Consider the following 20,421-nt stretch of genomic DNA (forward strand, 5'->3'; position numbering starts at 1 on the left):
CCCGCAGCCTAGGGTATTCCCGAAGGCAGGGAAACGCCCCTCTTTTGCATCCTCGCCAAAGCGATTAACCTCCCGCCAAACGGCAGCGAGAGGCCACGCATGACCGAAGAACATCGCTTCCCCTGCGACCAGTGCGGCGCGGACTATCGCTTTGATCCCGATGCCGGAAAGCTGGTCTGCGATCATTGCGGCAACACCCGCGAGATCACCGATGCCGGACCGTGGAAGGGCAGCATCCGCGAGCTCGACTTCAAGGCCGCCATGGACAACCTCCTGCCCTTGCAGGAGATGGAGGAGACCCGGGTCTCCAAGTGTCCCAACTGCGCCGCCGAGATCGAGTTCGACCCGGACGTGCACGCCACCGAATGCCCGTTCTGCGCGACGCCTCTCGTCACCGACACCGGCGCCCATCGGCACATCAAGCCGCGCGGCGTCCTGCCCTTCGCGCTTGAGGAAACCAACGCCCGCGACGCCATGACCCAGTGGCTTGGCTCGCTCTGGTTCGCGCCCAACGGCCTTCAGGAATACGCCCGCAAGGGACGCAAGATGACCGGCATCTATGTGCCCTACTGGACCTTCGACGCCCAGACCGAAAGCGATTACCGGGGCGAGCGCGGCACCATCTACTACGAGACCCGTCAGGTCATGCGCGACGGCAAGATGACCACGCAGCGTGTGCAGAAGATCCGCTGGACCCCGAAATCCGGCCATGTCAGCCGCTTCTTCGACGACGTGCTGGTGCTCGCCTCCCGCTCCCTGCCGAAACGCTTCACCGATGCGCTGGAGCCCTGGGACCTCGCGGCGCTGGAGACCTACCGGCCCGAGTACCTCGCCGGTTTCCGGGCGGAAGGTTATCAGGTCGACCTCGACGAGGGGTTCCACGAGGCCCGCGCCCATATGGACCAGGTCATCCACCGCGACGTCCGCTTCGACATCGGCGGCGACCAGCAGCGGGTGCATTCGGTCGACACCGCCATCAGCGCGGTGACCTTCAAGCACATCCTGTTGCCGGTCTGGCTGGCGGCCTACAAATACCAGGGCAAGAGTTATCGGTTCGTCGTCAACGGCCGCACCGGGCGGGTGCAGGGGGAGCGTCCGTATTCGGCGTGGAAGATCGCCTTCGCCGTGGTGCTCGGCCTGATCGTGGCCGGGATTGTCGGCTATTTCGTCGCGCAGAACCAGTAACAAGCCTTGCCAGACAAGCCCCTGCGCGGGTAGTTAGCGCAAACATCTCTTGGAGGAGGACGCCCGATGATCCTGTGTTGCGGAGAAGCCCTGATCGACATGCTGCCGCGTCAGAGCGAAGCGGGCGAGCCCTGTTTCGCGCCCTACGCGGGCGGCGCGGTGATGAACACGGCCATTGCACTAGGGAGGCTGGGTGCGCCTTCGGGGTATTTCGGCGGGCTGTCCTCCGATCTCTTCGGCAAGATCCTCGAAGAGACGCTGGAGGCCTCGAAGGTCGACCATTCCCTTTGCCCGCGCTCGGACCGCCCGACAACGCTGGCTTTCGTTACTTTGACGGACGGTCACGCGAAATACGCCTTCTATGATGAGAACACCGCCGGGCGAATGCTCTCCGAGGCCGACTTGCCGGATGTCACGGGCAAAGTGGACGCGCTGTTTTTCGGCGGCATCAGCCTCGTGTCGGAACCACAGGCGGACAGCTATTGCACCATGTGCCTGCATGCCGGTGACCTGCCGGTTATGATCGACCCGAACATCCGCCCCGGTTTCATCACCGATGAGCCAAGGTACCGAGCCCGTCTGGCCAAAATGCTGGAACGGGCGGATGTGGTGAAGATCTCGGACGAGGACATGGACTGGCTCGGCACCACGCCGGAGGCGCTGCTGGAGCACACCAAGGTCATCCTGGTGACCCGTGGTGCCGAAGGCGTTGACATCGTGACCCGCGATGGCACGACCCGCGTGGCGGCGCAGAAAGTCACCGTGGTCGACACCGTCGGCGCGGGCGACACCTTCAACGCGGGCTTCCTCGAAGGGCTGCGTCAGGCGGGCCTGCTGTCCCGCGCCGCCCTCGCAGGAGCCAGCCTTGACGCCCTCGCCCCTGCCGCCGCACTGGGCGCTAAGGCCGCCGCCGTCACGGTCAGCCGCGCCGGGGCCAACCCGCCTTGGAGCCACGAGCTTTGAGAGCCCTGATCCAGCGCGTCAGTACTGCGAAGGTCGACATCGCCGGTGAAACCGTCGGAGAAATCGGCGCGGGCGTGCTCATTCTGATCTGCGCTATGCAGGGCGACACCGAGGCAGAGGCCGACAGGCTTGCGGCGAAGATCGCCAAACTGCGCATAGTCAAGGACGACGAAGGCCGGATGAACCGCTCCCTCATCGACACGGGCGGCGCGGCGCTGATCGTCAGCCAGTTCACCCTGGCCGCCGACACCTCTCGCGGCAACCGTCCCGGTTTCAGCGCCGCTGCCGCTCCGGCGGATGGCGAGAGACTCTACACGTACTTCACGGCGAAGGTCGCGGAGCAGGGCGTCGAGACCGCCAACGGCCGCTTCGGCGCGGACATGGACGTGAGCCTGACCAACGCCGGGCCGGTGACGATCTGGATGGATACCGCAGACTGACCGAACACGGGGGTTCCACCCCCGCACCCCCCAAAAGATGGGTATTTGGACCAAGAAGAAACAGGGCCGCGGTGCTCATCATCAAAGCCGCGCCCGACAAGGTCGGACCGAAACGGCGTCCTTTCTTCAACCGCAGTCGAGACGCGTCAGAGGCTGGTTGTCCCAAGTATGAGGGGAGCGCTGTTTTTGCGTTTCTTCTTGGCTCAAATACCCAAGAACCCGCTCACCGCTCGCGCAGCGCCTCGCGGCTCTTGTAGAGCGGTTTCAACAAGTACTGCAAAACCGTCTTCTCGCCCGTATGCAGTTCCGCCTGGGCCTGCATCCCCGGACGGATCTCGATCGACGCCTGCCGGTCGGTCAGCGAATCCATGTCCACACGGATCGTCACCTTGTAATGCGGCTCCAGTTCCGGGCGGCGTTCGTCCTTGAAGGTGTCGGCGGAAATCACGTCCACCCGACCCTTCAATGTCCCGTAAATCGTGTAGTCATAGGCGGTCAGCTTGATCGTCGCTTCCTGCCCGCGCCGGATGTTGGCGATGTCCTGCGGCTTGATCTGGGCCTCGACAAAGAGTTCCTCATCCGCCGGAATGATCTGCAAGATCTCCTCGCCGGGTCGGACCACGCCGCCGATGGTCGTCACCGACAGGGCGTTCACGATGCCATGCATCGGCGAGACCAGAACCGTGCGGTTCAGCTGATCCTGGGAGGCCTTGAGGTTTTGTTGCAACGTCGCAAGTTCCTTCAAGGTCTCCGAATACTCTTCCGCCCGCACCAGTTCGGTCTGGGTGACGATCTCGTCGAACATCTTCTTGGCGTCGGCATAGGCCTTGCGCGCCCGCGTCACTTCGATCAGGGCCACGACCTTCTTGTCGAGCAGGTTCTCCATCAGGTCCCGTTCATTCTGCGCCTGTACCAGAACGCTTTCCGCTCCGGATTTGCGGGACAGGTAGTCGGACTGGCGGGCCTGCAGGAGGGCCTTCTCGGATTGAACCAGGTCCGGCGAGCGCATCGCCAAAGAGGCGGGAACGTCGAAGGTTGACGCTCCCGCCAGTTCTGCCTCGAGCCGCAGGCGGCGGATCTCGAGGGCGGTGATCTGGTCGCGCAGGTCATCGACAGAGGTGCGGAACTGCATGCCTTGAAGCTTCGCGAGCACGTCGCCCTTGAGCACCTCGTCGCCTTCCTTGACGAGGAGTTCGGCGAGGATGCCGCCTTCGAGGTTCTGGATGATCTGTGGACGGCTGGACGAGATAATCTCACCATCGCCGCGCACGATCTCGTCCACCCAGGCATAGCTCGCCCAGATGATGAAGACCCAGACCGAGGCGGCACAGAGCCAGATGGTGAAGGACGGGCCTTTCAGGTCCTGCGCCAGCTGCGCGGAGAGGTTGGTGCTGTTCGTGCTCATGTCAGGCGGCCCCCTGCCCCGCCGTGCGCAGGTGGTCGAGCACCTGGTCGCGCGGGCCGTCGATGGCCATGCGGCCGTTTGCGAGGATCAGCGTGCGGGACGCCAGCGACAGGATCGGCACGCGGTGCGTGGCGATCACCGCCGTCCGGCCTTCGAGCCATTTTTCGAGCCGGGAAATCAGCGTCTTCTCCAGCGTCTGGTCGAGCGCGGCGGTGGGCTCGTCCAGCAGGCAGACGTCCGGGTCCTGCAGCCAGAGCCGGGCCCAGCCGATGCTCTGCCGCTGTCCGACGGACAGCCCCTCGCCGCCGTCGCGGATGTCAAGGTCGAGTCCCTTCGGATGGGCCTTCACGAACTGGCCCAGCCCCGCGAAGTCCAGAGCCTCGAACAGCCGGTCGTCGCTACGCTCCAGCATCGAGAGGTTGAGGTTGTCGCGCAAAGTGCCCTGGAACAGCCGCACATCCTGCCCCAGATAACCAATCGAGCGGCGCAGGTCGCGCGGGTCGATCTGGCTCATCTCGGTGCCGTCGATAAGAACCTTGCCCTGCGTCGGCGCGTAGAGCCCGGTGAGCAGCTTGAGCAGCGTCGACTTGCCCGAGCCGTTGGTGCCGAGAACCGCCACCACCTGACCCGGCTGGATCGCCAGTTGCTTGAGGTCGAGTTGCGGCGCGCCCTCCGGGTCATAGTGATAGGCCGCGTCGCGCAGTTCGAACCGCCCCTGCAGCTTCTCGCGGCGGAGGTAGTGCCGGTTGCCGTCGCGGTCCTGCGCCGTATGCGCCAGCCCGTCGAGGCCGTCGAGGGCGGATTTGACATTGCCCCAGCGGGCGAGGATGCCCGCCAGTTGCGTCAGCGGCGCCAGGGTGCGGGAGGTCAGGATGCCGGTGGCGATGATCGAGCCGACGGTGAACTCCCCGGCAAAAACGAGGTAGGCACCGAGGATCACCGCGAAGATATAGGTGCCCTGTTGCACCCCCTGGCTCCAGAAGGTCAGCACCGAGGCCAGCCGCCGCTGCTGCGAGGATTTCAGCGCCTGCACGGCGGTCAATTCGTCCCAGAGGCGGCGGAAGCGGTCCTCGCCGCGCTGCGTCTTGATCGTATCGAGTTCGACGACGGTTTCATGAAGGAGGCGCGATTGTTTCGCCGATGCCCCCTGCATCTCCCGCGTCAGCCGCATCATGCGCTTCTGCATGAAGAAACCGGGCACGACCATCAGGATGCCACCGAGGATCAGCACCCAGACGACGCTGCCCGCGATGGACCAGACCAGCAGCAGGAAGACGAAGATGAACGGAATGTCAGCCAGCGCGCCCACGGTGGAGGCGGTGAAGAATTCGCGCACGGAGCCGAATTCGCGCATGGAGGAGAAGAGTTGCGAGGGTGCGCGGCCCGGCGTGTCGGAGCGCATGCCAAGGAGCCGGTCCATCAGCGTCTTCTGCACGCCGATCTCGATCTGCCGCCCTGCCCCGTCGAGAAGCTGCGAGCGGGCCACCTTGAGGAAGGCTTCGAGTGTCAGGGCAAGGAAGGCACCGGCGGCCAGCACCCAGAGCGTCGCCTCCGATTGGTGCGGAATGACCCGGTCGTAGACCTGCAGGGAGAAGAGTGCGACCGCGACAGCCAGCAGATTCGCCACGAAGGAACCAAGCGCCACTTCGAGGAAGTGCCGTTTGAACCGGCCGAATTCGCTCCAGAACCAGTGCTGCCCATCGTTCAGCGCCGCGTGGGTCTCGGACAGGGTCCGGACCGGGGCCTCGGCGTGGATGACCTCGCCGGTGAAGTAGGGCTGGAACTCCGAGAGGGAGACTTCGCTGCGGCGGTCCGGGGCCTCGGGGTCGTAGATCGACAGGCCCCAATCCTCCTGCGACAGGACCAGCACCGCCTGCCCGTTCTGCATCACGGCGAGTGCGGGCCAGAAGTCCGGTTTCAGGCCAGAGACCGTGCGCATCTCCGCGAGCAGACCCGCCGCCTTCGCTCCGGCGGTCAGTGCAAACCCGTCGTAACTGTCATCGCACCCGGCGTGCTGCGACAGGGCTTCGAGAATGTCCGGTGTCTTCGCCTCCACCCCGAGCCGCCCGGCGAACACCGCGATCAGCTCGGCGCGGTTCTTCGCCCGGTCCGAATGGCGCGGCGCGCGGCGCGCGGCACCCGGCGCGGCGCTCGGCACGGCGCGGAGCATGGCACGGGCCTTGCCCGCAAGAGAGCCACCCGGTTTCGTCAAATGCTTGCGCCTTCTGCGAGGGCGCCCTTGAGACGCGCCAGTTCCAGTTCGGCGCGGGCGGCCTTGTATTTCAGCTCGATCTCGGTCTCCAGCGCCTGCGCATAGGTCTCGTAAGTGCTGACCACATCGGTCACCTGCCGCTGACCGCCTTCGTACTGGGCGCGGAACAGATCGAGGTTCTGCTTGGCCCGCGCGGTCAGCGTCGCCGCTTCGGTGGCCTGCCGCTGGAAGGCCTCGGACTGGCGCAACTGCGCCTCGACCCGGCGATCCGCGACTTCCCGCGCCTCCGCCACCCGGCGATCCGCGCCCTCGCGCACCGCTTCGATGGCCTTGAACTCGGCGATGTTGCCGACGGAGAACAGCTGGTCCGTGGTGACTTCGACCCCGTAGTTGCCATTCGAGTCCGCATTGGCCGCCAGCCCCGGCAGATGCGAGGCCCGGGCAATCCGCGCCTCCGCCAAGGTCCGCTCCCGCTCTGCCCGCGCCCGGATCACGCCCAGCGCCTCGGCGGCGGGGACCGTTTTCAGACCTCCAATGCCGCGCAGATCGCTCAAGGGCCGCGCCGACATCGCGTTGAGTTCCGCCATCGCGGTGCCTGTGGCCTCACGCGCCTCGCCGGAGCGGGCCCGCATGGCGGCTAGCTTCTGCTGCAGGACGTTGAGATCGGACATGTCGGAGACGCCGCCGTTCACGCGCTCCTGCATGACCCATTCGAAATGCGCCATGTCCTGCAGGGTCCGCTCCAGATGCGCGGAAATCTCGCGGTTTTCCTCGGCCTTCAGGTACAGCGACAGCGCGTCATAGACCCGCTTGTTGCCATCCTCGACCAGGGTGACGGCGGCAATCTCCACGTTCGCCTTCGCGAGGTCGCGTTCGGCGATCTTGCGGCCATTGTCGAAAAGCACCTGGTTGATGACCAGATCCGCGACGAAATCTCCCAGCGAGGTCAGCGACACCCGCGGCCCGATCCGCGGCATCCAGTTGTACTTCGCCGCCTGCGCCCGCATTTGCGCCACGCGAAGGTCGGCCTCCGCGACACGGGCGTCGGAGGCGATCACGGCGTCGGCGACACGGCTGTAGGGGGTGCCGGAGAGCAGGACGGAAGGACGCGCCTGCAGAGCTCCGATGATGGCCGAGCCCTCGGCGCCCTTGACCTCGCTGCCACGCCTCACAGCCGCCACGGCCGGTTCAGCCGTCGGCACCTCGGCCTTCGGCGCACCGCCCATAAAGCGGGTGACCGCTCCCTCCGGCATGTCCGTACTGCATCCGGGCAGCATCGCAACCGCGATGATCCAGCCCAGGCTCCGCCTGCTTCTGCTCATGTCGTGCCCCCGTGTCGGCGCGTTATGTTATGTCGGGATCCGGGGGCCGGTTCGGCCGGCCCTCCGGACGTTACTGGTACTTAGACAAGTCCGGTCACATTGGTGATGTCATCGTCGATCAGGATCGTCGCATCGCCAAGGCTGTAGGTGTTGAAGGTCGCGCCATCCACCTGCGTGGTCCCGGTATGCGTCGCGCCTGTGAGGGTCACGCTGTCATCGCTGCCGCCGTGCACGATCAGCGTGTCGGTATGGCTCGACAGCGCGACGATCTGCGCCTCGGTGATGGTCAGGTGGCTGTCCTCGGCAAAGCTCAGGTCGATGCTCTCCACCTGGAACTCCGAGAGGGCGTTGGCCAGCTGGTCGGTGAACATCACCTCGTTGGTCAGCGGATCGTCGGTGACGAGGTAGTTGCCCGAGGTGTTGCCCGCCGCGTCCGTGGTGGTCACCACGAGATGCGAGCCATCCGGCACCGAACCGACGAAATCGTGGAAAGTCACGCCCAGCCCCGGCACGTCGTAGGAGCCTTCGAGCGAGACATCGACGATGACCGGAGCCGCGTCCGTGCCGCCCACCACACCGATATCGACAACATCGGAGGTGATGTCGGTGCGGATCTGGTCCACGCCCGAGTGGTTCCGGCCATAGCCTTCCCAGCCCAGCGCATCCGGTGCCTCGGTGTCGATCGCGATGACCTGCGTCATGCTGTCGACGTTGCCCGCTGCGTCCGTCGCCTCGATCAGCGCCGTGGCGTTGAGCGTGCCGGTCGGAATGGACGATGGCGGAACCGCGAGGGTCCAGTTGCCGTTGCCATCCACCGTCGCCGTGTGGACAACGCCGCCCAGGGTCACGTTTACCGTCGAGCCGATTTCCACGGTGCCGGTCAGGGTGATCCCCGCCGCCGCTTCCGCCGCGTTGACCACGCCATCCGGGGTGATCGGATCGGAAGTAGAGGAAAGCGTGCTCACCTCGGTGTCGAACACGAGGGTGATGGAGGTCTCGGCGGTGTTGCCCGCCATGTCCGTGGTCACCACCCGCGCCGGAGCGGAGGTCTCGCCCGAGAGCATGGCGCTCGCTGGCAGGTCCACGGTCCAGTTGCCGTATGCATCCACCGTCGCCGCGTAGGCCATGCCGCCAAAGATCAGCTGCACGGAGCCGCCGATTTCAGTGGTGCCTGCGATGGTCACGCCGTTGGAGGCCTCGACCGCGTTGATGATGCCGTCGCCCTCGATCGGATCGGAGGAGACACCGAAGTTGTCCACCTGCGTGTCCACCTTCACCGAATCTGTCCGCGTCAGCGTGTTGCCCGCGCTGTCGGTGATCGTCGCGGTGATCTCGGCGGTGTAGGTGCCGGGGGCGATCTCACCCGCCGCGAAGGGCGCGGTCCAGATGCCGTTGGCACCGGTCTGCACCGTGTGGCTGACGCCGTTCATGGTGACGGTGACCATCTCGCCCGGGTTGGACGTGCCGGTCAGCACCACCCCGTCCGAGGCTTCGGCGAAGTTGACGATGTCGTCACCCTCGACCGGCGCCGGGCTGATGGTCAGGATACCCGCGTCGGTGTCGATCTGCACCGATTGCGTCAGTGTGTCGGTGTTGCCCGCCGCGTCGGTGGAGACCGCCATCAGCGTCACGGTCCGCTCGCCCGAGGGCAATTGCCCCGGCGCGTAGGTCACCGTCCAGTTGCCGCTTGCATCCACGGTTGCCGGAAGCGCCACGCCGTCGAGCGTGACCATGACGGTCGCGCCCGGCTCGGTGGTGCCGGTCAGGGTCAGCCCCTGCGCCGCTTCCTGACCGTTCAGCACCCCGTCCGCGCCGCCCGGCGTGGAGGTCATGGCGAAGTTGCGCACCAGCGTGTCGACGTCCAGATCGCCGGTCGCCGTGGCGGTGTTGCCTGCAGCGTCGGTGGAGACGGCGGTGACCGGAAGGGTCTTCTCGCCCGTCGGCACCTCTGCGGGCGCGTAGGTCACGGTCCAGCTGCCATCCGCGGCCACGGTCGCGGCCTTCGTCACCGCGCCAAGCGTCACCATGACGGAGGCTCCCGGTTCGGCGGAGCCGGTCAGGATCACGCCCGCCGCATGCTCCGCTCCGTTCACCACACCATCCCCCGCGACACCGGCGGTGTTCACGCTCACGGCGGTTTCGGTGTCCACGGCGATGTTGCCGGAGGTCGAGCTGCTGTTTCCGGCGGCATCCGTTGCTGTCGCGGAGACCGCAAGGCTCGTCTGCCCGGTGGGGATCAGGGCGCTCGGGATGTCCACGGACCAGCTGCCATCCGCTGCGACAGTGGCGGTCAGGGCCGTGCCGGAGACCATGACTTCCACGGTCGAACCCACATCGGCGGTGCCGGTCAGCACCACACCGCTGGCCTGCTCGCCTGCGTTGACGATACCGTCGCCGCCCACGGTGGCGGTGTTCATGCTCACGGAAACCGTGGTGTCCACCGCAATGCTGCCGGTGGTCGTGGTCACGTTGCCCGCCGCATCGGTCGCCGAAGCGGAGACGTCGAGGCTCGTCTGCCCGGTCGGGATCAGCGCGCTCGGGATGTCCACGGACCAGCTGCCATCGCTGGCCACGGTCGCGGTCAACGCCGAGCCGGAGACCGTCACCACAACCGAGGAGCCCGCCTCGGCGGTGCCAGTCAGGGTCACCCCCGCCGCCTGCTCACCCGCGTTGACGATGCCGTCTCCGGTCACCGTGCCGGTGTCGATTGTCAGCGAGACCTCGGTGTCGACGCTGAAGTCATGCGTCATCGACGCCACGTTGCCCGCGGCATCCGTCGCCACGATGGTCGCGGTGGTGCTGTAGGTGCCCGCCGGAAGGTCCGCGCTGCCGAAGGTCACGCTCCACGCGCCGGTCGCATCCGCCGTGATCGTCTTGGTCACACCTTCGATGGTCACATCGACGCTGGACCCTGCCTGCGAGGTGCCGGTCAGGGTCACACCTGCCGCGTATTCCGCCTGCGAAATCAGGTCGTCGCCAGTCAGCGGCGCGTTGTCGAGGCTGACCAGCCCAACCGTATCCACCTGCACCGCATCCAGCAGCACCGTGCTGTTGCCGAAGCTGTCCGTGGCAGTCAGCGTGATGTCGGTGACGTATTCACCCGCCGGGAACACGGTGTCGTCCAGCGTGAACGTCCAGGTCCCGCTGGCGTCGATCACCACGGTCTCGACATAGCTGCCGACCGTGAGTTCCAGTGTCGCGCCCGGCTCACCGGTTCCGCTGATGCTCACCCCACTCGCGTCATAGGCGTCGCCGTTGAACAGGTCGCCCAGCGAAACCGTGCCCTCGGTGATGTCGATGATCGGCGGGGTGGTGTCGATTGCGAAGGTCGGGCCGTCGAGGTCCGTGGTGCTGCCGTCCGGATGGGTGACCGTGACCACCACATCTTCGTAGACGCCGTCAGACGGGAAATCCCCATCGTCGAAGACCACTTCCCAGTTGCCATCCGTGCCGATCACGCCGGTCACCGTGGTGCCGTCGATGGTCACGGAAACCTGATCGCCCGGCTCGCCGGTGCCGGTGATGACGACTTCCGGAACGTCGTTGCCGCTGATGTCGAAGGAATCCGTCGCATGGTCCACAGTCGGCGTAGCCGGAAGCGGTGCCGGATTCGGATTGGGGTTCGGGTTCGGATTGGGGTTCGTGCCGGTGTCAGGCGTACCGTCACCACCGTCGCTGCCACCGTTTCCACCGTCGCCGCCACCGTCTCCCGTTGCGAGACCAAGCAGGCCGAGGCCCGCAAGCCCTGCCCCCGCCGCGCCGAGGCCGCTCAGGCCGGTCAGCCCGCCCAGCATTCCGGCCCCGAGCATCGAAACCTCGTCGTCGCCGTAGCCTGCGTCGGCCACCACGGTCGGTTCTTCGATGAAGATCAGGTCGTCCGATGGGCTCCATTTTCCCCAGGTCTCCGTCGGCCCGTATTGCGCGTAGAGCGCGCCGCCCTCGGCTTCGACGAAACTGACCTGGTTGAGCGTGCCCTGGGAACTGACGAACAAACGGTTGTCCGCCCCACCGTCGAAATACCCTTCGAGAACAAGCACGCGGCCATCAGCCAGCGTGATGAGCAGGTCGTTTGCCGCGCGGTCATAGCTGCGCAGGTCCGCCTGGCTAATATTGATTGAAATATCGTTGCCTGAGCCCGCATCGATCAGGAAACCCTGATTTTCACCTGCCACAGACCCACGCTCAACTGCACCCGTACGGGTACGGATCACGAAATCGATCGCGTTCATTGTTACACCGCTCTACCTATCGACGGCCTGTTTGTCGGGCCGTCCTTTATTTTTCTGGTATTCGGTTAGCGCATTTCCGCTCAATTCGCTAGATACAATTTGACCAACCGGGAAAATCCGGTGTGTTTTCCCATGTTTGCTACTAGATGGGCTTTGGATTGTGGCGAATTTGGGGCAAATTTGCCACAATTGCGCCGCAATCAGAAGGCGACCGACTGGCCCGATATGGCGGACTCTTGCGCCGCCAATCCCATGCGAACCGCCCAGGCACCATCACCCAACGTCACCTCCGGCTGGGCAAGGCCGCGCACAACGTCGAGGAACCGGCTGTGCTGGTAGAAGGTCGAGCCATTGTGATCCCCCGCCGCCAGCAGCGTCGGATCCACCGGGATGTCCACCGCCTGCGGACCTTTCGGATGGCGCGGGCTGACGATCACCTGCGCGGTGGGCGGCAGGCCGAGATGGGTGGGCCAGAAGCGTCCGGGGCCGGGCACGAAGGCCTCGATCTTGCCGGTCGGACCCACCGCAGACAGCTCCTCCTGATACCGCGCCCCCTCGGCATACATGCACAGCTCCAGCATCGCCCGTGCGCCGCTGGCGAAATCGACAATCACGTAGCCACTGTCCCAGATATCCGGTGTCTCGCCGTCATAGCGCTCGTCGAGATGGTTCACGACCTGGCCGGCGCTGGCCATCACCCGCACCGGATCTGACTGCAGAACCAGCCGCATCAGGTCGAAGAAATGGCAGCACTTCTCAACCAATGTCCCGCCGGTGTTCCGGTTGAAGCGGTTCCAGTCACCGACCTTCGGCAGGAAGGGAAAGCGGTGCTCTCGGATGGAGAACATCGTCACGCCGCCGGTGGCGTTCTGCAATTGCTCGATGAAGGTCGCGACAGGCGGCATGTAGCGATATTCCATCGCCACCCAGACCGGCGCCGGGTAGGACGCCTTGATCCGCTCCAGTTCCTGGCCCTGCTGCACGCTCGTGTAGAGCGGCTTTTCCATCAGCATGGGCAAGGGACGGATCGCCGCCACCTCTGCCATCTGCCCGACGTGCATGTGGTTCGGGCTGACCACCAGCAGGCAATGGAGCGTCTCATCCGACAGCAGGTCCGCGATGGACGCACATAGGCGTGCATTGGGCGCGATGGCCTTCGCTGCATTGGCCATGATCTCGTTCGGCTCGTAGATCGCCGCGACCCGTGCGCCGGGCAGCAGCGCAATGTTGCGCAGGTGCTCCTGCCCCATCATGCCGCAGCCGATCACGCCGTAATTGATGATGTCCATATTGGCGGCCCCTCCAAAGGCCTGATGTGTCACGCAAGCCGCGCGACGTAGCGGGCGACGTCCGTGTTGATCCAACTGCGCGAAACCTCGGCCCGCGCCCCGTCCTGCCCCCAGCTGATCCGCGTGGCCTGCAGCGTCTGCGTGCCGGAAGCCAGACCAAACGCGCCTGGTGCCCAGTCGGGCACCCCCGCAAGCCCTAGCGCGTCTTCGGCGCGGGTGATCCAGAGGTTCAACGCCTCGCGATAAAAAAGGTACAGAGACTCCCGCAGGTCACCCGGCGCGATCCGCTCGGCATAACGCCCGTCGAGCCAGACTTCCTCGAGCACGGCCGGGACGCCGTTCAGCCGCCGCAACCGCCTTATACGATGGGCCTCCCCGGACACGCCGAAGTCCGGCAGGTCCGCAGGCTTCTCCAACCGCTGCACGGACAGCACCTCCGCCGTCGGCAAACCGCCGCCCTCCAGAAGTTCCACCCGAAAGAACGCGTAGACCGACGCCGCGCCCGCCTTGGCGCGAACGTAGTTGCCGGAGCCCTGCACGCGCTCCAGCATCCCCTTGTCCGTCAAATCTCCCAGCGCCTTGCGCAGCGTCCCTACGCTGATCTTGAGCCGCTCCGCCATCTCCCGTTCCGGCGGCAGGCGCTCTCCGTCCATCAACCGACCGGCATGAATGTCCCGGATCAGCATCTCGCTGATCTGAACATGAAGCGGCAGGGCGTGGCGGTCAGTCATGGGGTCCGGGGAAGAATTGTTACACTATTGATCTACACATCAGCCAGTGCTACGCAAGAGAAAATGCATCGAAGGGGCATGTTATGTCGGTCGTTCCCATCACCTCTCCTGATCTCGACGCCGCCGAGGTCTCGTGGTTTGCCGCACTCTGCTCCGACGACTACGAATATCTTGGCGTGCCGGAGGGTCGTCTGCGGTCTTCCTTCGCGCATTGCTCCGGCATCGTGAAGGAGGCCGAGGCGCAGGGCTTCCGCAATATCCTGTGCCCCTCGTCCTATCAGGTCGGCCAGGACACGCTCAGCTTCGTCGCTGGCTGCGCCCCGATCACGGACAGGATCAACATGCTCGCCGCCGTGCGCTGCGGCGAGATGCAGCCGATCATGCTGGCACGGACCATCGCCACGCTGGACCACATGCTGGCGGGGCGGCTGACGGTGAACATCATTTCCTCCGACTTTCCCGGCGAGAAGGCGGAGAGCGCCTTTCGCTACCAACGCTCCCGCGAAGTGGTCGAGATACTCAAGCAGGCCTGGACGCAGGGCGAGATCAATTACAAGGGCCAGGTCTACGACTTCTCCGGCCTGACCACCGATCCCGCCGTGCCCTACCAGACCGGCGGCCCGCTCCTTTACTTCGGCGGCTACTCTCCCGACGCGCTGGAACTCTGCGGCCAGCATTGCGACGTCTACCTGATGTGGCCCGAGACGAAGGACATGCTGGCCGAGCGCATGAAAGCGGTGAACGCCGTGGCCAAACGCTTTGACCGCACACTCGATTACGGCCTGCGCGTCCACGTCATTGTCCGCGACACGGAAGCCGAGGCGCGGGAGTGGGCGGAGCATATCGTCAGCAAACTCGGCGACGAACAGGGCAAGGCGATCCGCGAGCGGGCGCTCGACGCAGGTTCGCTCGGCGTGTCGCATCAGGCGCGAAACCGCGAACTCGCGGACATGGAAGGCTTCATCGAGCCGCACCTCTGGACCGGCGTGGGACGCGCCCGCTCCGGCTGCGGCGCGGCGCTTGTCGGCTCCACCGATCAGGTGCTCTCCAAGCTCGAAGAGTATCAGAAGATGGGCATCCGTGCCTTTATCCTTTCCGGGTATCCGCATATGGACGAATGCAGGCATTTTGGCAGTCGCGTGCTGCCGCAGATGAAGACATGCTCCCTGCCGCAGGCCTATGGTCGTGTACCGGCCACCACGCCGCCGACGCCGCTCGGCGTCGGGGAGCGCCGCTGACGCCACCGGCGCGCGAGACAAAAGGAATGAACATGGACCGCATCCGCCTGAACGACGCCCTTGAAATGAGCCGCCTTGTCTATGGCATGTGGCGCATCGGCGACGACGAGAACACCACGCCGGAGCATGTCCGGGCGAAGATCGACGCCTGTCTGGATCAGGGCATCACGACCATGGACCAGGCCGACATCTACGGCGGCTACATGGCGGAAGAGATCCTTGGCAACGCGCTGACCCCGGCCCTGCGCGACAAGCTGGAAATCGTCACGAAATGCGACATCGTCGCCCCGGCGGGGCGCCATGCGGGCAAGCGCGTGAAATACTACGACACCTCCCGCGCCCATATCGAGGCCTCCGTCGAGCAGTCGCTTCGCCTGATGAGGACCGACCGCATCGACCTGCTGCTGATCCACCGCCCGGACCCGATGATGGATCATCACGAGACCGGCGCGGCGTTGGATGATCTGGTGAAATCCGGCAAGGTCCGTGCCGTTGGCGTGTCGAACTTCCGCCCCTGGGACTGGGACCTGTTGCAATCGGCTATGACGACACCTCTCGCCACCAACCAGATCGAGATCAGCCTCCTGCACAGCGCCCCGTTCACCAATGGCGACATCGCCTTTCATCAGAAACAGGGTCACGCGCTCATGGCCTGGTCCCCGCTCGGTGGCGGTACTCTGTTCGACGCGAAGAACGCGGGGCTTCGGGCAAAGCTTTCGCAGATCGGCGCGGATCACGGCGTCGATGAGGCCGCTGTGGCCATTGCCTGGCTCTTGGCCCATCCGACGCGCATCCTACCTGTTCTTGGCACCAACAATCTGGACCGCATCGCCCGCATCGGCGACGCTGCCCGGGTGACACTGGACCGGGAGATGTGGTTTGATCTGTATACCGAGGCGCTTGGCCATGAGGTGCCGTGACGGCCAAGGCCCACATGGTGCCGGGTTTATGCCTGAAAAAGCCCATGAAATCCCGATATTGGTGGGGACATGAACGCTGTGACCCGCACCTTCGATCCCTCCGCCATGGACAGCCGCGCCTTTCGCGAGGCGCTCGGCCGTTTCGGCACGGGCGTGACCGTGATCACCTGCGAGACCGGGACCGGGCCGCTCGGGATCACCGCGAACAGCTTTTCGAGCCTGTCGCTCGATCCTCCGCTGGTGATGTGGGCCCCGGCGAAGTCCTCCTCGCGCTATCCGTTCTTCACGGCCGCGGAGCGCTTTGCAATCCACGTCATCGCCCGCGACCACGCGTCGCCTTGCTGGACATTCGCCCGGGATGGCGATGCGTTCGACCAGTTCGACTGGCACCGGAGCGAGCACGGCGTGCCGCTGCTGGACGGCTGCCTGTCGCGCTTCGAATGCGTGACCCACGCCACCCATGACGGCGGCGATCATTCCATCGTGGTCGGCCGGGTCGAGCGGGTCACGACGCGGGACGGCGATCCGCTGCTCTTCGTCGGCGGCGCATACGGCGGTTTCGAAAAGGCGCCGTGAGCGTCCCTGCCCCGTCCCCTCATCCGGGCGATCGGCCCGGCGGGGCCATTTGCGGCCTGGCCCTCGGCGAGACGCCCGTCGCCCAGGGGCAGATGCGCAGCCTTTTCAGCCGGAAACGCCCGGCTCCCGCCGTTACGACGCCCGGTTCAACAGGGCACGGATCGTCGGATCCTTCTTCGGTTTCTTGCACAGTGTCAGCAGCAACTCGGACAGTTCCGCCTCTTGGACTTTAGACGCCGCGCTCCTGGGCGTGAACCAGTGGCGCTTGCGTTCCTTGCGTTCCTTCCAGTCGCGTTTCAGCTTCTGCACGATCATCGGATAAACCCGCACCTCACAGGGCAAGGCGGAACCATCGTCCAGCCGCTTGAGATAGGTGTAGGTACCAATCGCCTCCCGTGAGATGCGGCCAACCGCTCCCGCCTCTTCGAGCGCCTCGATCTCCGCCGCGCGCCACGGCTTCTTGCCATCCATCTCCCAGCCTTTCGGCATGACCCAGCGTTTGGTTTCCCGCGAGGTCACCATCAGGATCCGAAGATTTCCGTCCTTGTCCCAATGCATGGGAAGCGCCGCGATCTGTTCCGCGATGTCCGGCATGCGTGCCTCTTTGTCTTTTCTGCTCCCGACGAAGTCTAGACCAACATCGCCAGCATTTCATGCATGAATGCCCGAGCAGGCTTGAAAAACTGAATATGAAAAAGACCGCGTTGCAGAAGCAGCGCGGCCTTTTTGAATGCTGGCGGACCGAGGAGGATTCGAACCCCCGACCCCTTGATTCGTAGTCAAGTACTCTATCCAGCTGAGCTATCGGTCCGTGGAGGCGGGATTTAGCGATGCTGCGGGGGGAGCGCAAGGGGGTTTTTCGGATTTCTTGCTCGGAAAGACTTGCCATCTGGCAATTCCCCTCTCAATCCATTGTTTTGGTTCACTTTATTTCTTTCCCCTTGCGATTTCCGCCCCCGAACCCCCGTCTTCCGCTGACCCCGCCATCCTTTTTGCCAGCGCCCGGACCTCGGCGCGAAGCGCGTCGATTTCGGCCTTTTGCGCGTCATGGGCCGTCTGCAGCCGGTCGATGTAAAGATAGGCCTTCTCCAGTTCGTTGAGCATCCCGGTAGACATGGCAGATAGGTTGAACGGACCGTCTTCCTCCGTCGGACCGACATTCGGCAAATGCCCCTTCTCCCGGATCGCTGCCATCTGCTCGGCAAGGCTCGGCAAAGGATAATCCGAGTCGAACACCCGGTCACAGCCCGCCGCGCAGGAGCCGCCGGTGAATAGCTGGCCCGAGATCGTCATGTCGCCGGTTCGGGTAAGCGCCATCTGGCGTCCGCCGTCTGAATGGTTGATGAAGAAACGGCCAGCCGGGTTGTGTTCATGGACGAAGTACCATTGCCTGTTGGTTGCCGTGTTTTCGAGCGTGAAATAACTTCCGCCGTTGTTCCTCATCGTGAACATTTCCCGTGCGGCGGCGGCGCTGGCGGTCGTGTTCTCGACCAGCACCCGCGCGCTACCGTCCGACCGCTGCACATGCAGGGAGGCTTGAGGCGATGCCATCCCGACACTGACATTGCCGGACCCGCCATCCACGAAGAATGCTGTTTGATAGGTCACGCTGCGGACATCGAGCTCGAATGCGCTGGTTTGCTGCGAATTCAGGATCAAACCATTGGGATTGACGTACACCGCCCCGGTCAAGGCGTTGTTCAGGACAGAAAACGGCTGATTTCCGGAACTTCCGACAAGATCAAACCCTTGATTGTTGTATTGCAGATCATAGAAACCGGCAGGAGCCCCCCCCGATCCATTCTGATTGAGCCGGATGGACGGAGACAACGCGCTTTCGATCTGCAAGTCGGCGAGCGGGATCGCCGTGCCCAGTCCGACCTTGCCATTGTTCGCCACATAGAGCGCATTGGCGGGCGCGTCCCGATCGAGCCGAAACACCGGCGTGTCCGTATCGGCATTCACGACAGCGAAATATTCGCCTCCGACGCCAAGATCATTGGCCCGCAGTTCCCAATCGGTCGTCGGCGTTCCGAAGGTTGTGGAGGTATCCTCGAACCGCAAGCGTGGGTCGTATTCCTTGACAAGAAGATCAACATCCCCCGAAAACGCTTCCGATCCCGTACACAGGTTTCCGACGCACAATGGGCCGGAGATACTGTGAGGACCTGCAAGAAGGGTCTGTGATCCGGCGGGTGCGGCGGACAGCAGGAAAACCGTGAGGCCGGAGATCAAACCTGACAGGTCGGGTGGCAAAGAAAAGCGCATTTGGCAACTCCTGAAGGAATTGACGAGAAACGTCGCAGACGGAAATTGATTGGGTCGCAATAGTCTGAGGGGGCGACAACATCCTGTCAAGGTTAGTGGGAATACGCGTCGCAGCCTCCGTTGACCTCCCTCACGGCAAACAGATTTCCGAACCTGTTCCGGCCTTGCAGCCGCGCGTCCTCGCCAGCATGCAACCGCCGCTCAAACTGCGACGACCGGGGAGGCGCATGGCCTCAGTCGCGGCTGTCCACATGGGCCATATCTGCCAGCGCCAAAGCCTATTGCGCCTCAAGCAGCGTTTCGAGGCGGGCGAGGCGGGCCTCGATGGTTCGGTTGATCTCGGCCTGTCTTGCGTTCTGTTTACGCTCGGCGGCCAAAGCCTCGTCGAGTTGGGCAATGTAGAGATGTGCCTTCTCCAGTTCGTTCAGCATGCCGCCGGTCATGGCGGTGAGGTTGAACGGGCCGTCCTCCGGCGTGGGGCCGACATTGGGCAGGTGCTTGAGCTCGCGCATCATCGCCGCCTGCTCCGGGATTGTCGGCAGCGGGTAATCCGCGTCGAACACCCGGTCACAGCCGGCGGAGCAGGAGCCGCCGGTGAAGAGTTGACCGGGGATCGTCATGTCGCCGCTCCGGGTCAGGGCCATTTGCCGACCGCCATCGGAGTGGTTGATGAAGAACCGGCCATCGGGGTTGTTCTCGTGCACGAAATACCATTCCCGACCGTTCGAGCTGTCGCGCAGGGTGAAATAGGAGCCGCCATTGTTCTCCATTTTGAACATCTCGCGGGGCGCGCGGGTGGTGCTGCTGTCCTGAACGAAGACCCGGGCGCTGCCATCGGTGCGGTTGATGTGCAGTGGCGCTTGCGGCGCCTGGAAGGGACCAAGCAACAACCGACCTGTCGTAGCCTGGAAAAAAAGATCGTTGCTACCAGTACCAAACGCCCGGAAATTCACCGCGTCTCCCAGATAATTGATTCCTACGGTAGACGAGTCGACAACAATCGATTGGGTCTTGGCAGTGGGTGCCACGACAATTGGGATCGGCTTGCCCGCTCCGTCATAGCCAAGATAGAAACTGCCGTTGCCATCAAGCCCCAACTCCCAGGCCTGCGCCCCGGATACGGTATTGGTCCGCTCCATACGCACGAAATCCTCACGCGCTCCAACCACATCCAGTCCGGCCTGCGGGATCGAGGTGCCGAGGCCCACGCCGCTGTCGCTGGCGTAGATCGCGTTCAGGCCGGCGTCGTCTTCAAGGTGCAGGATGGTTGTGTTCAAATCGACGTTGCGGATGGCAAAAAAGGATGCGGGACCAGAGAGCTGGTTTGTCTGAATGTCCCAGTCGACCGTCGCAAGAGCGGGGTTGGTTGACGTATCCTCGAACCGGATCCGGGGGTCCGCTTCCTTGATCTTGAGGTCTTGATCGCCCGCGAAAGATTCGCTTCCCGTACAGCCAAACCCGACGCAGAGATTGCCATCGATGCTGTGATCGCCGCTCAGCAGGGTCTGGGAGAAGGCGCTGGTGGGCAAAAGGGAGGCGAGAAGGCAGGCAAGGGTGACGGGGCGCATGGGATATCCTTTGGCCAAAACGAAACGGAGCTATCCGGCCAAAAGTTAACCTATTGTACACGGATCGGAAGCCTC

15 protein-coding genes and 1 tRNA gene are annotated in these 20,421 nt (G+C 64.3%); 6 read left to right on the forward strand and 10 right to left on the reverse strand.

What is annotated here, in order from left to right; all coding sequences use genetic code 11:
* Window positions 1–99 precede the first annotated feature (99 nt).
* The 3 genes from ACP159_RS11925 (at window position 100) to dtd (ending at window position 2,588) form a co-directional block, all read left to right on the forward strand.
* The gene (locus ACP159_RS11925; protein WP_425099942.1) at window positions 100–1,185 is read left to right on the forward strand and encodes a TFIIB-type zinc finger domain-containing protein; all 1,086 of its coding nucleotides are present in this window, start codon (window positions 100–102) and stop codon (window positions 1,183–1,185) included.
* A 66-nt stretch (window positions 1,186–1,251) separates the two neighbouring features.
* Window positions 1,252–2,148: a carbohydrate kinase family protein gene (locus ACP159_RS11930; RefSeq protein WP_425099943.1), complete on the forward strand. Its 897-nt coding sequence runs from the start codon at window positions 1,252–1,254 to the stop codon at window positions 2,146–2,148.
* Window positions 2,145–2,588: a D-aminoacyl-tRNA deacylase gene (dtd, locus tag ACP159_RS11935; RefSeq protein ID WP_425099944.1), complete on the forward strand. Its 444-nt coding sequence runs from the start codon at window positions 2,145–2,147 to the stop codon at window positions 2,586–2,588. Before ACP159_RS11930 ends, dtd begins: the two co-directional genes overlap by 4 nt.
* 223 nt (window positions 2,589–2,811) lie before the next feature.
* On the opposite strand, the gene ACP159_RS11940 is transcribed toward dtd, so the two are convergent.
* The 6 genes from ACP159_RS11940 to ACP159_RS11965 form a co-directional block, all read right to left on the reverse strand.
* A complete protein-coding gene (locus ACP159_RS11940; RefSeq protein ID WP_425099945.1) occupies window positions 2,812–3,993 on the reverse strand; it encodes an HlyD family type I secretion periplasmic adaptor subunit in 1,182 nt (393 codons plus the stop codon).
* A 1-nt stretch (window position 3,994) separates the two neighbouring features.
* A complete protein-coding gene (locus ACP159_RS11945; protein ID WP_425099947.1) occupies window positions 3,995–6,163 on the reverse strand; it encodes a type I secretion system permease/ATPase in 2,169 nt (722 codons plus the stop codon).
* 38 nt (window positions 6,164–6,201) lie between these two features.
* Window positions 6,202–7,527, reverse strand: a complete 1,326-nt coding sequence (locus ACP159_RS11950) for a TolC family protein (RefSeq protein WP_425099948.1) — start codon at window positions 7,525–7,527, stop codon at window positions 6,202–6,204.
* Window positions 7,528–7,607: 80 nt separating this feature from the next.
* Entirely contained in the window at window positions 7,608–11,756 is a 4,149-nt protein-coding gene (locus ACP159_RS11955; RefSeq protein WP_425099949.1) for an Ig-like domain-containing protein, read from the reverse strand.
* Window positions 11,757–11,956: 200 nt separating this feature from the next.
* Window positions 11,957–13,045 (reverse strand): Gfo/Idh/MocA family protein, encoded by a 1,089-nt coding sequence (locus ACP159_RS11960; RefSeq protein WP_425099950.1) that lies wholly within the window; start codon window positions 13,043–13,045, stop codon window positions 11,957–11,959.
* Window positions 13,046–13,074: 29 nt separating this feature from the next.
* A complete protein-coding gene (locus ACP159_RS11965; RefSeq protein WP_425099951.1) occupies window positions 13,075–13,776 on the reverse strand; it encodes a GntR family transcriptional regulator in 702 nt (233 codons plus the stop codon).
* Window positions 13,777–13,859: 83 nt separating this feature from the next.
* Here ACP159_RS11965 and ACP159_RS11970 point away from each other — a divergent pair, with 83 nt between their 5' ends.
* The 3 genes from ACP159_RS11970 (at window position 13,860) to ACP159_RS11980 (ending at window position 16,510) form a co-directional block, all read left to right on the forward strand.
* Window positions 13,860–15,014 carry an LLM class flavin-dependent oxidoreductase gene (locus ACP159_RS11970; RefSeq protein ID WP_425099952.1) on the forward strand — a complete coding sequence of 385 codons (1,155 nt, stop codon included), beginning with the start codon at window positions 13,860–13,862 and terminating at the stop codon, window positions 15,012–15,014.
* 32 nt (window positions 15,015–15,046) lie between these two features.
* Window positions 15,047–15,934 (forward strand): aldo/keto reductase, encoded by an 888-nt coding sequence (locus ACP159_RS11975; RefSeq protein ID WP_425099953.1) that lies wholly within the window; start codon window positions 15,047–15,049, stop codon window positions 15,932–15,934.
* Window positions 15,935–16,003: 69 nt separating this feature from the next.
* Entirely contained in the window at window positions 16,004–16,510 is a 507-nt protein-coding gene (locus ACP159_RS11980) for a flavin reductase family protein (protein ID WP_425099954.1), read from the forward strand.
* Window positions 16,511–16,642: 132 nt separating this feature from the next.
* On the opposite strand, the gene ACP159_RS11985 is transcribed toward ACP159_RS11980, so the two are convergent.
* The 4 genes from ACP159_RS11985 to ACP159_RS12000 all read right to left on the reverse strand — a co-directional run bounded on the left by ACP159_RS11985 (window position 16,643) and on the right by ACP159_RS12000 (window position 20,346).
* The gene (locus ACP159_RS11985) at window positions 16,643–17,104 is read right to left on the reverse strand and encodes an NUDIX hydrolase (protein ID WP_425099955.1); all 462 of its coding nucleotides are present in this window, start codon (window positions 17,102–17,104) and stop codon (window positions 16,643–16,645) included.
* 140 nt (window positions 17,105–17,244) lie between these two features.
* A tRNA-Arg gene (locus ACP159_RS11990) sits at window positions 17,245–17,321 on the reverse strand.
* A 116-nt stretch (window positions 17,322–17,437) separates the two neighbouring features.
* A complete protein-coding gene (locus tag ACP159_RS11995) occupies window positions 17,438–18,778 on the reverse strand; it encodes a hypothetical protein (protein WP_425099956.1) in 1,341 nt (446 codons plus the stop codon).
* Window positions 18,779–19,056: 278 nt separating this feature from the next.
* Complete coding sequence (locus ACP159_RS12000; protein WP_425099957.1) at window positions 19,057–20,346, reverse strand: hypothetical protein; 1,290 nt, start codon at window positions 20,344–20,346, stop codon at window positions 19,057–19,059.
* Window positions 20,347–20,421 lie beyond the last annotated feature (75 nt).

The organism is Tropicibacter sp. S64, from assembly GCF_049803835.1.
Taxonomy (GTDB): domain Bacteria; phylum Pseudomonadota; class Alphaproteobacteria; order Rhodobacterales; family Rhodobacteraceae; genus Pacificoceanicola.

Excerpts from the sequence above, each read along its gene's own strand:
- ACP159_RS11925 (WP_425099942.1), top strand. The coding sequence starts at position 100 with ATGACCGAAGAACATCGCTTCCCCTGCGACCAGTGCGGCGCGGACTAT.
- ACP159_RS11930 (WP_425099943.1), top strand. The coding sequence starts at position 1,252 with ATGATCCTGTGTTGCGGAGAAGCCCTGATCGACATGCTGCCGCGTCAG.
- ACP159_RS11940 (WP_425099945.1), bottom strand. The coding sequence starts at position 3,993 with ATGAGCACGAACAGCACCAACCTCTCCGCGCAGCTGGCGCAGGACCTG.
- ACP159_RS11945 (WP_425099947.1), bottom strand. The coding sequence starts at position 6,163 with ATGCTCCGCGCCGTGCCGAGCGCCGCGCCGGGTGCCGCGCGCCGCGCG.
- ACP159_RS11950 (WP_425099948.1), bottom strand. The coding sequence starts at position 7,527 with ATGAGCAGAAGCAGGCGGAGCCTGGGCTGGATCATCGCGGTTGCGATG.
- ACP159_RS11955 (WP_425099949.1), bottom strand. The coding sequence starts at position 11,756 with ATGAACGCGATCGATTTCGTGATCCGTACCCGTACGGGTGCAGTTGAG.
- ACP159_RS11960 (WP_425099950.1), bottom strand. The coding sequence starts at position 13,045 with ATGGACATCATCAATTACGGCGTGATCGGCTGCGGCATGATGGGGCAG.
- ACP159_RS11965 (WP_425099951.1), bottom strand. The coding sequence starts at position 13,776 with ATGACTGACCGCCACGCCCTGCCGCTTCATGTTCAGATCAGCGAGATG.
- ACP159_RS11970 (WP_425099952.1), top strand. The coding sequence starts at position 13,860 with ATGTCGGTCGTTCCCATCACCTCTCCTGATCTCGACGCCGCCGAGGTC.
- ACP159_RS11975 (WP_425099953.1), top strand. The coding sequence starts at position 15,047 with ATGGACCGCATCCGCCTGAACGACGCCCTTGAAATGAGCCGCCTTGTC.
- ACP159_RS11980 (WP_425099954.1), top strand. The coding sequence starts at position 16,004 with ATGAACGCTGTGACCCGCACCTTCGATCCCTCCGCCATGGACAGCCGC.
- ACP159_RS11985 (WP_425099955.1), bottom strand. The coding sequence starts at position 17,104 with ATGCCGGACATCGCGGAACAGATCGCGGCGCTTCCCATGCATTGGGAC.
- ACP159_RS11995 (WP_425099956.1), bottom strand. The coding sequence starts at position 18,778 with ATGCGCTTTTCTTTGCCACCCGACCTGTCAGGTTTGATCTCCGGCCTC.
- ACP159_RS12000 (WP_425099957.1), bottom strand. The coding sequence starts at position 20,346 with ATGCGCCCCGTCACCCTTGCCTGCCTTCTCGCCTCCCTTTTGCCCACC.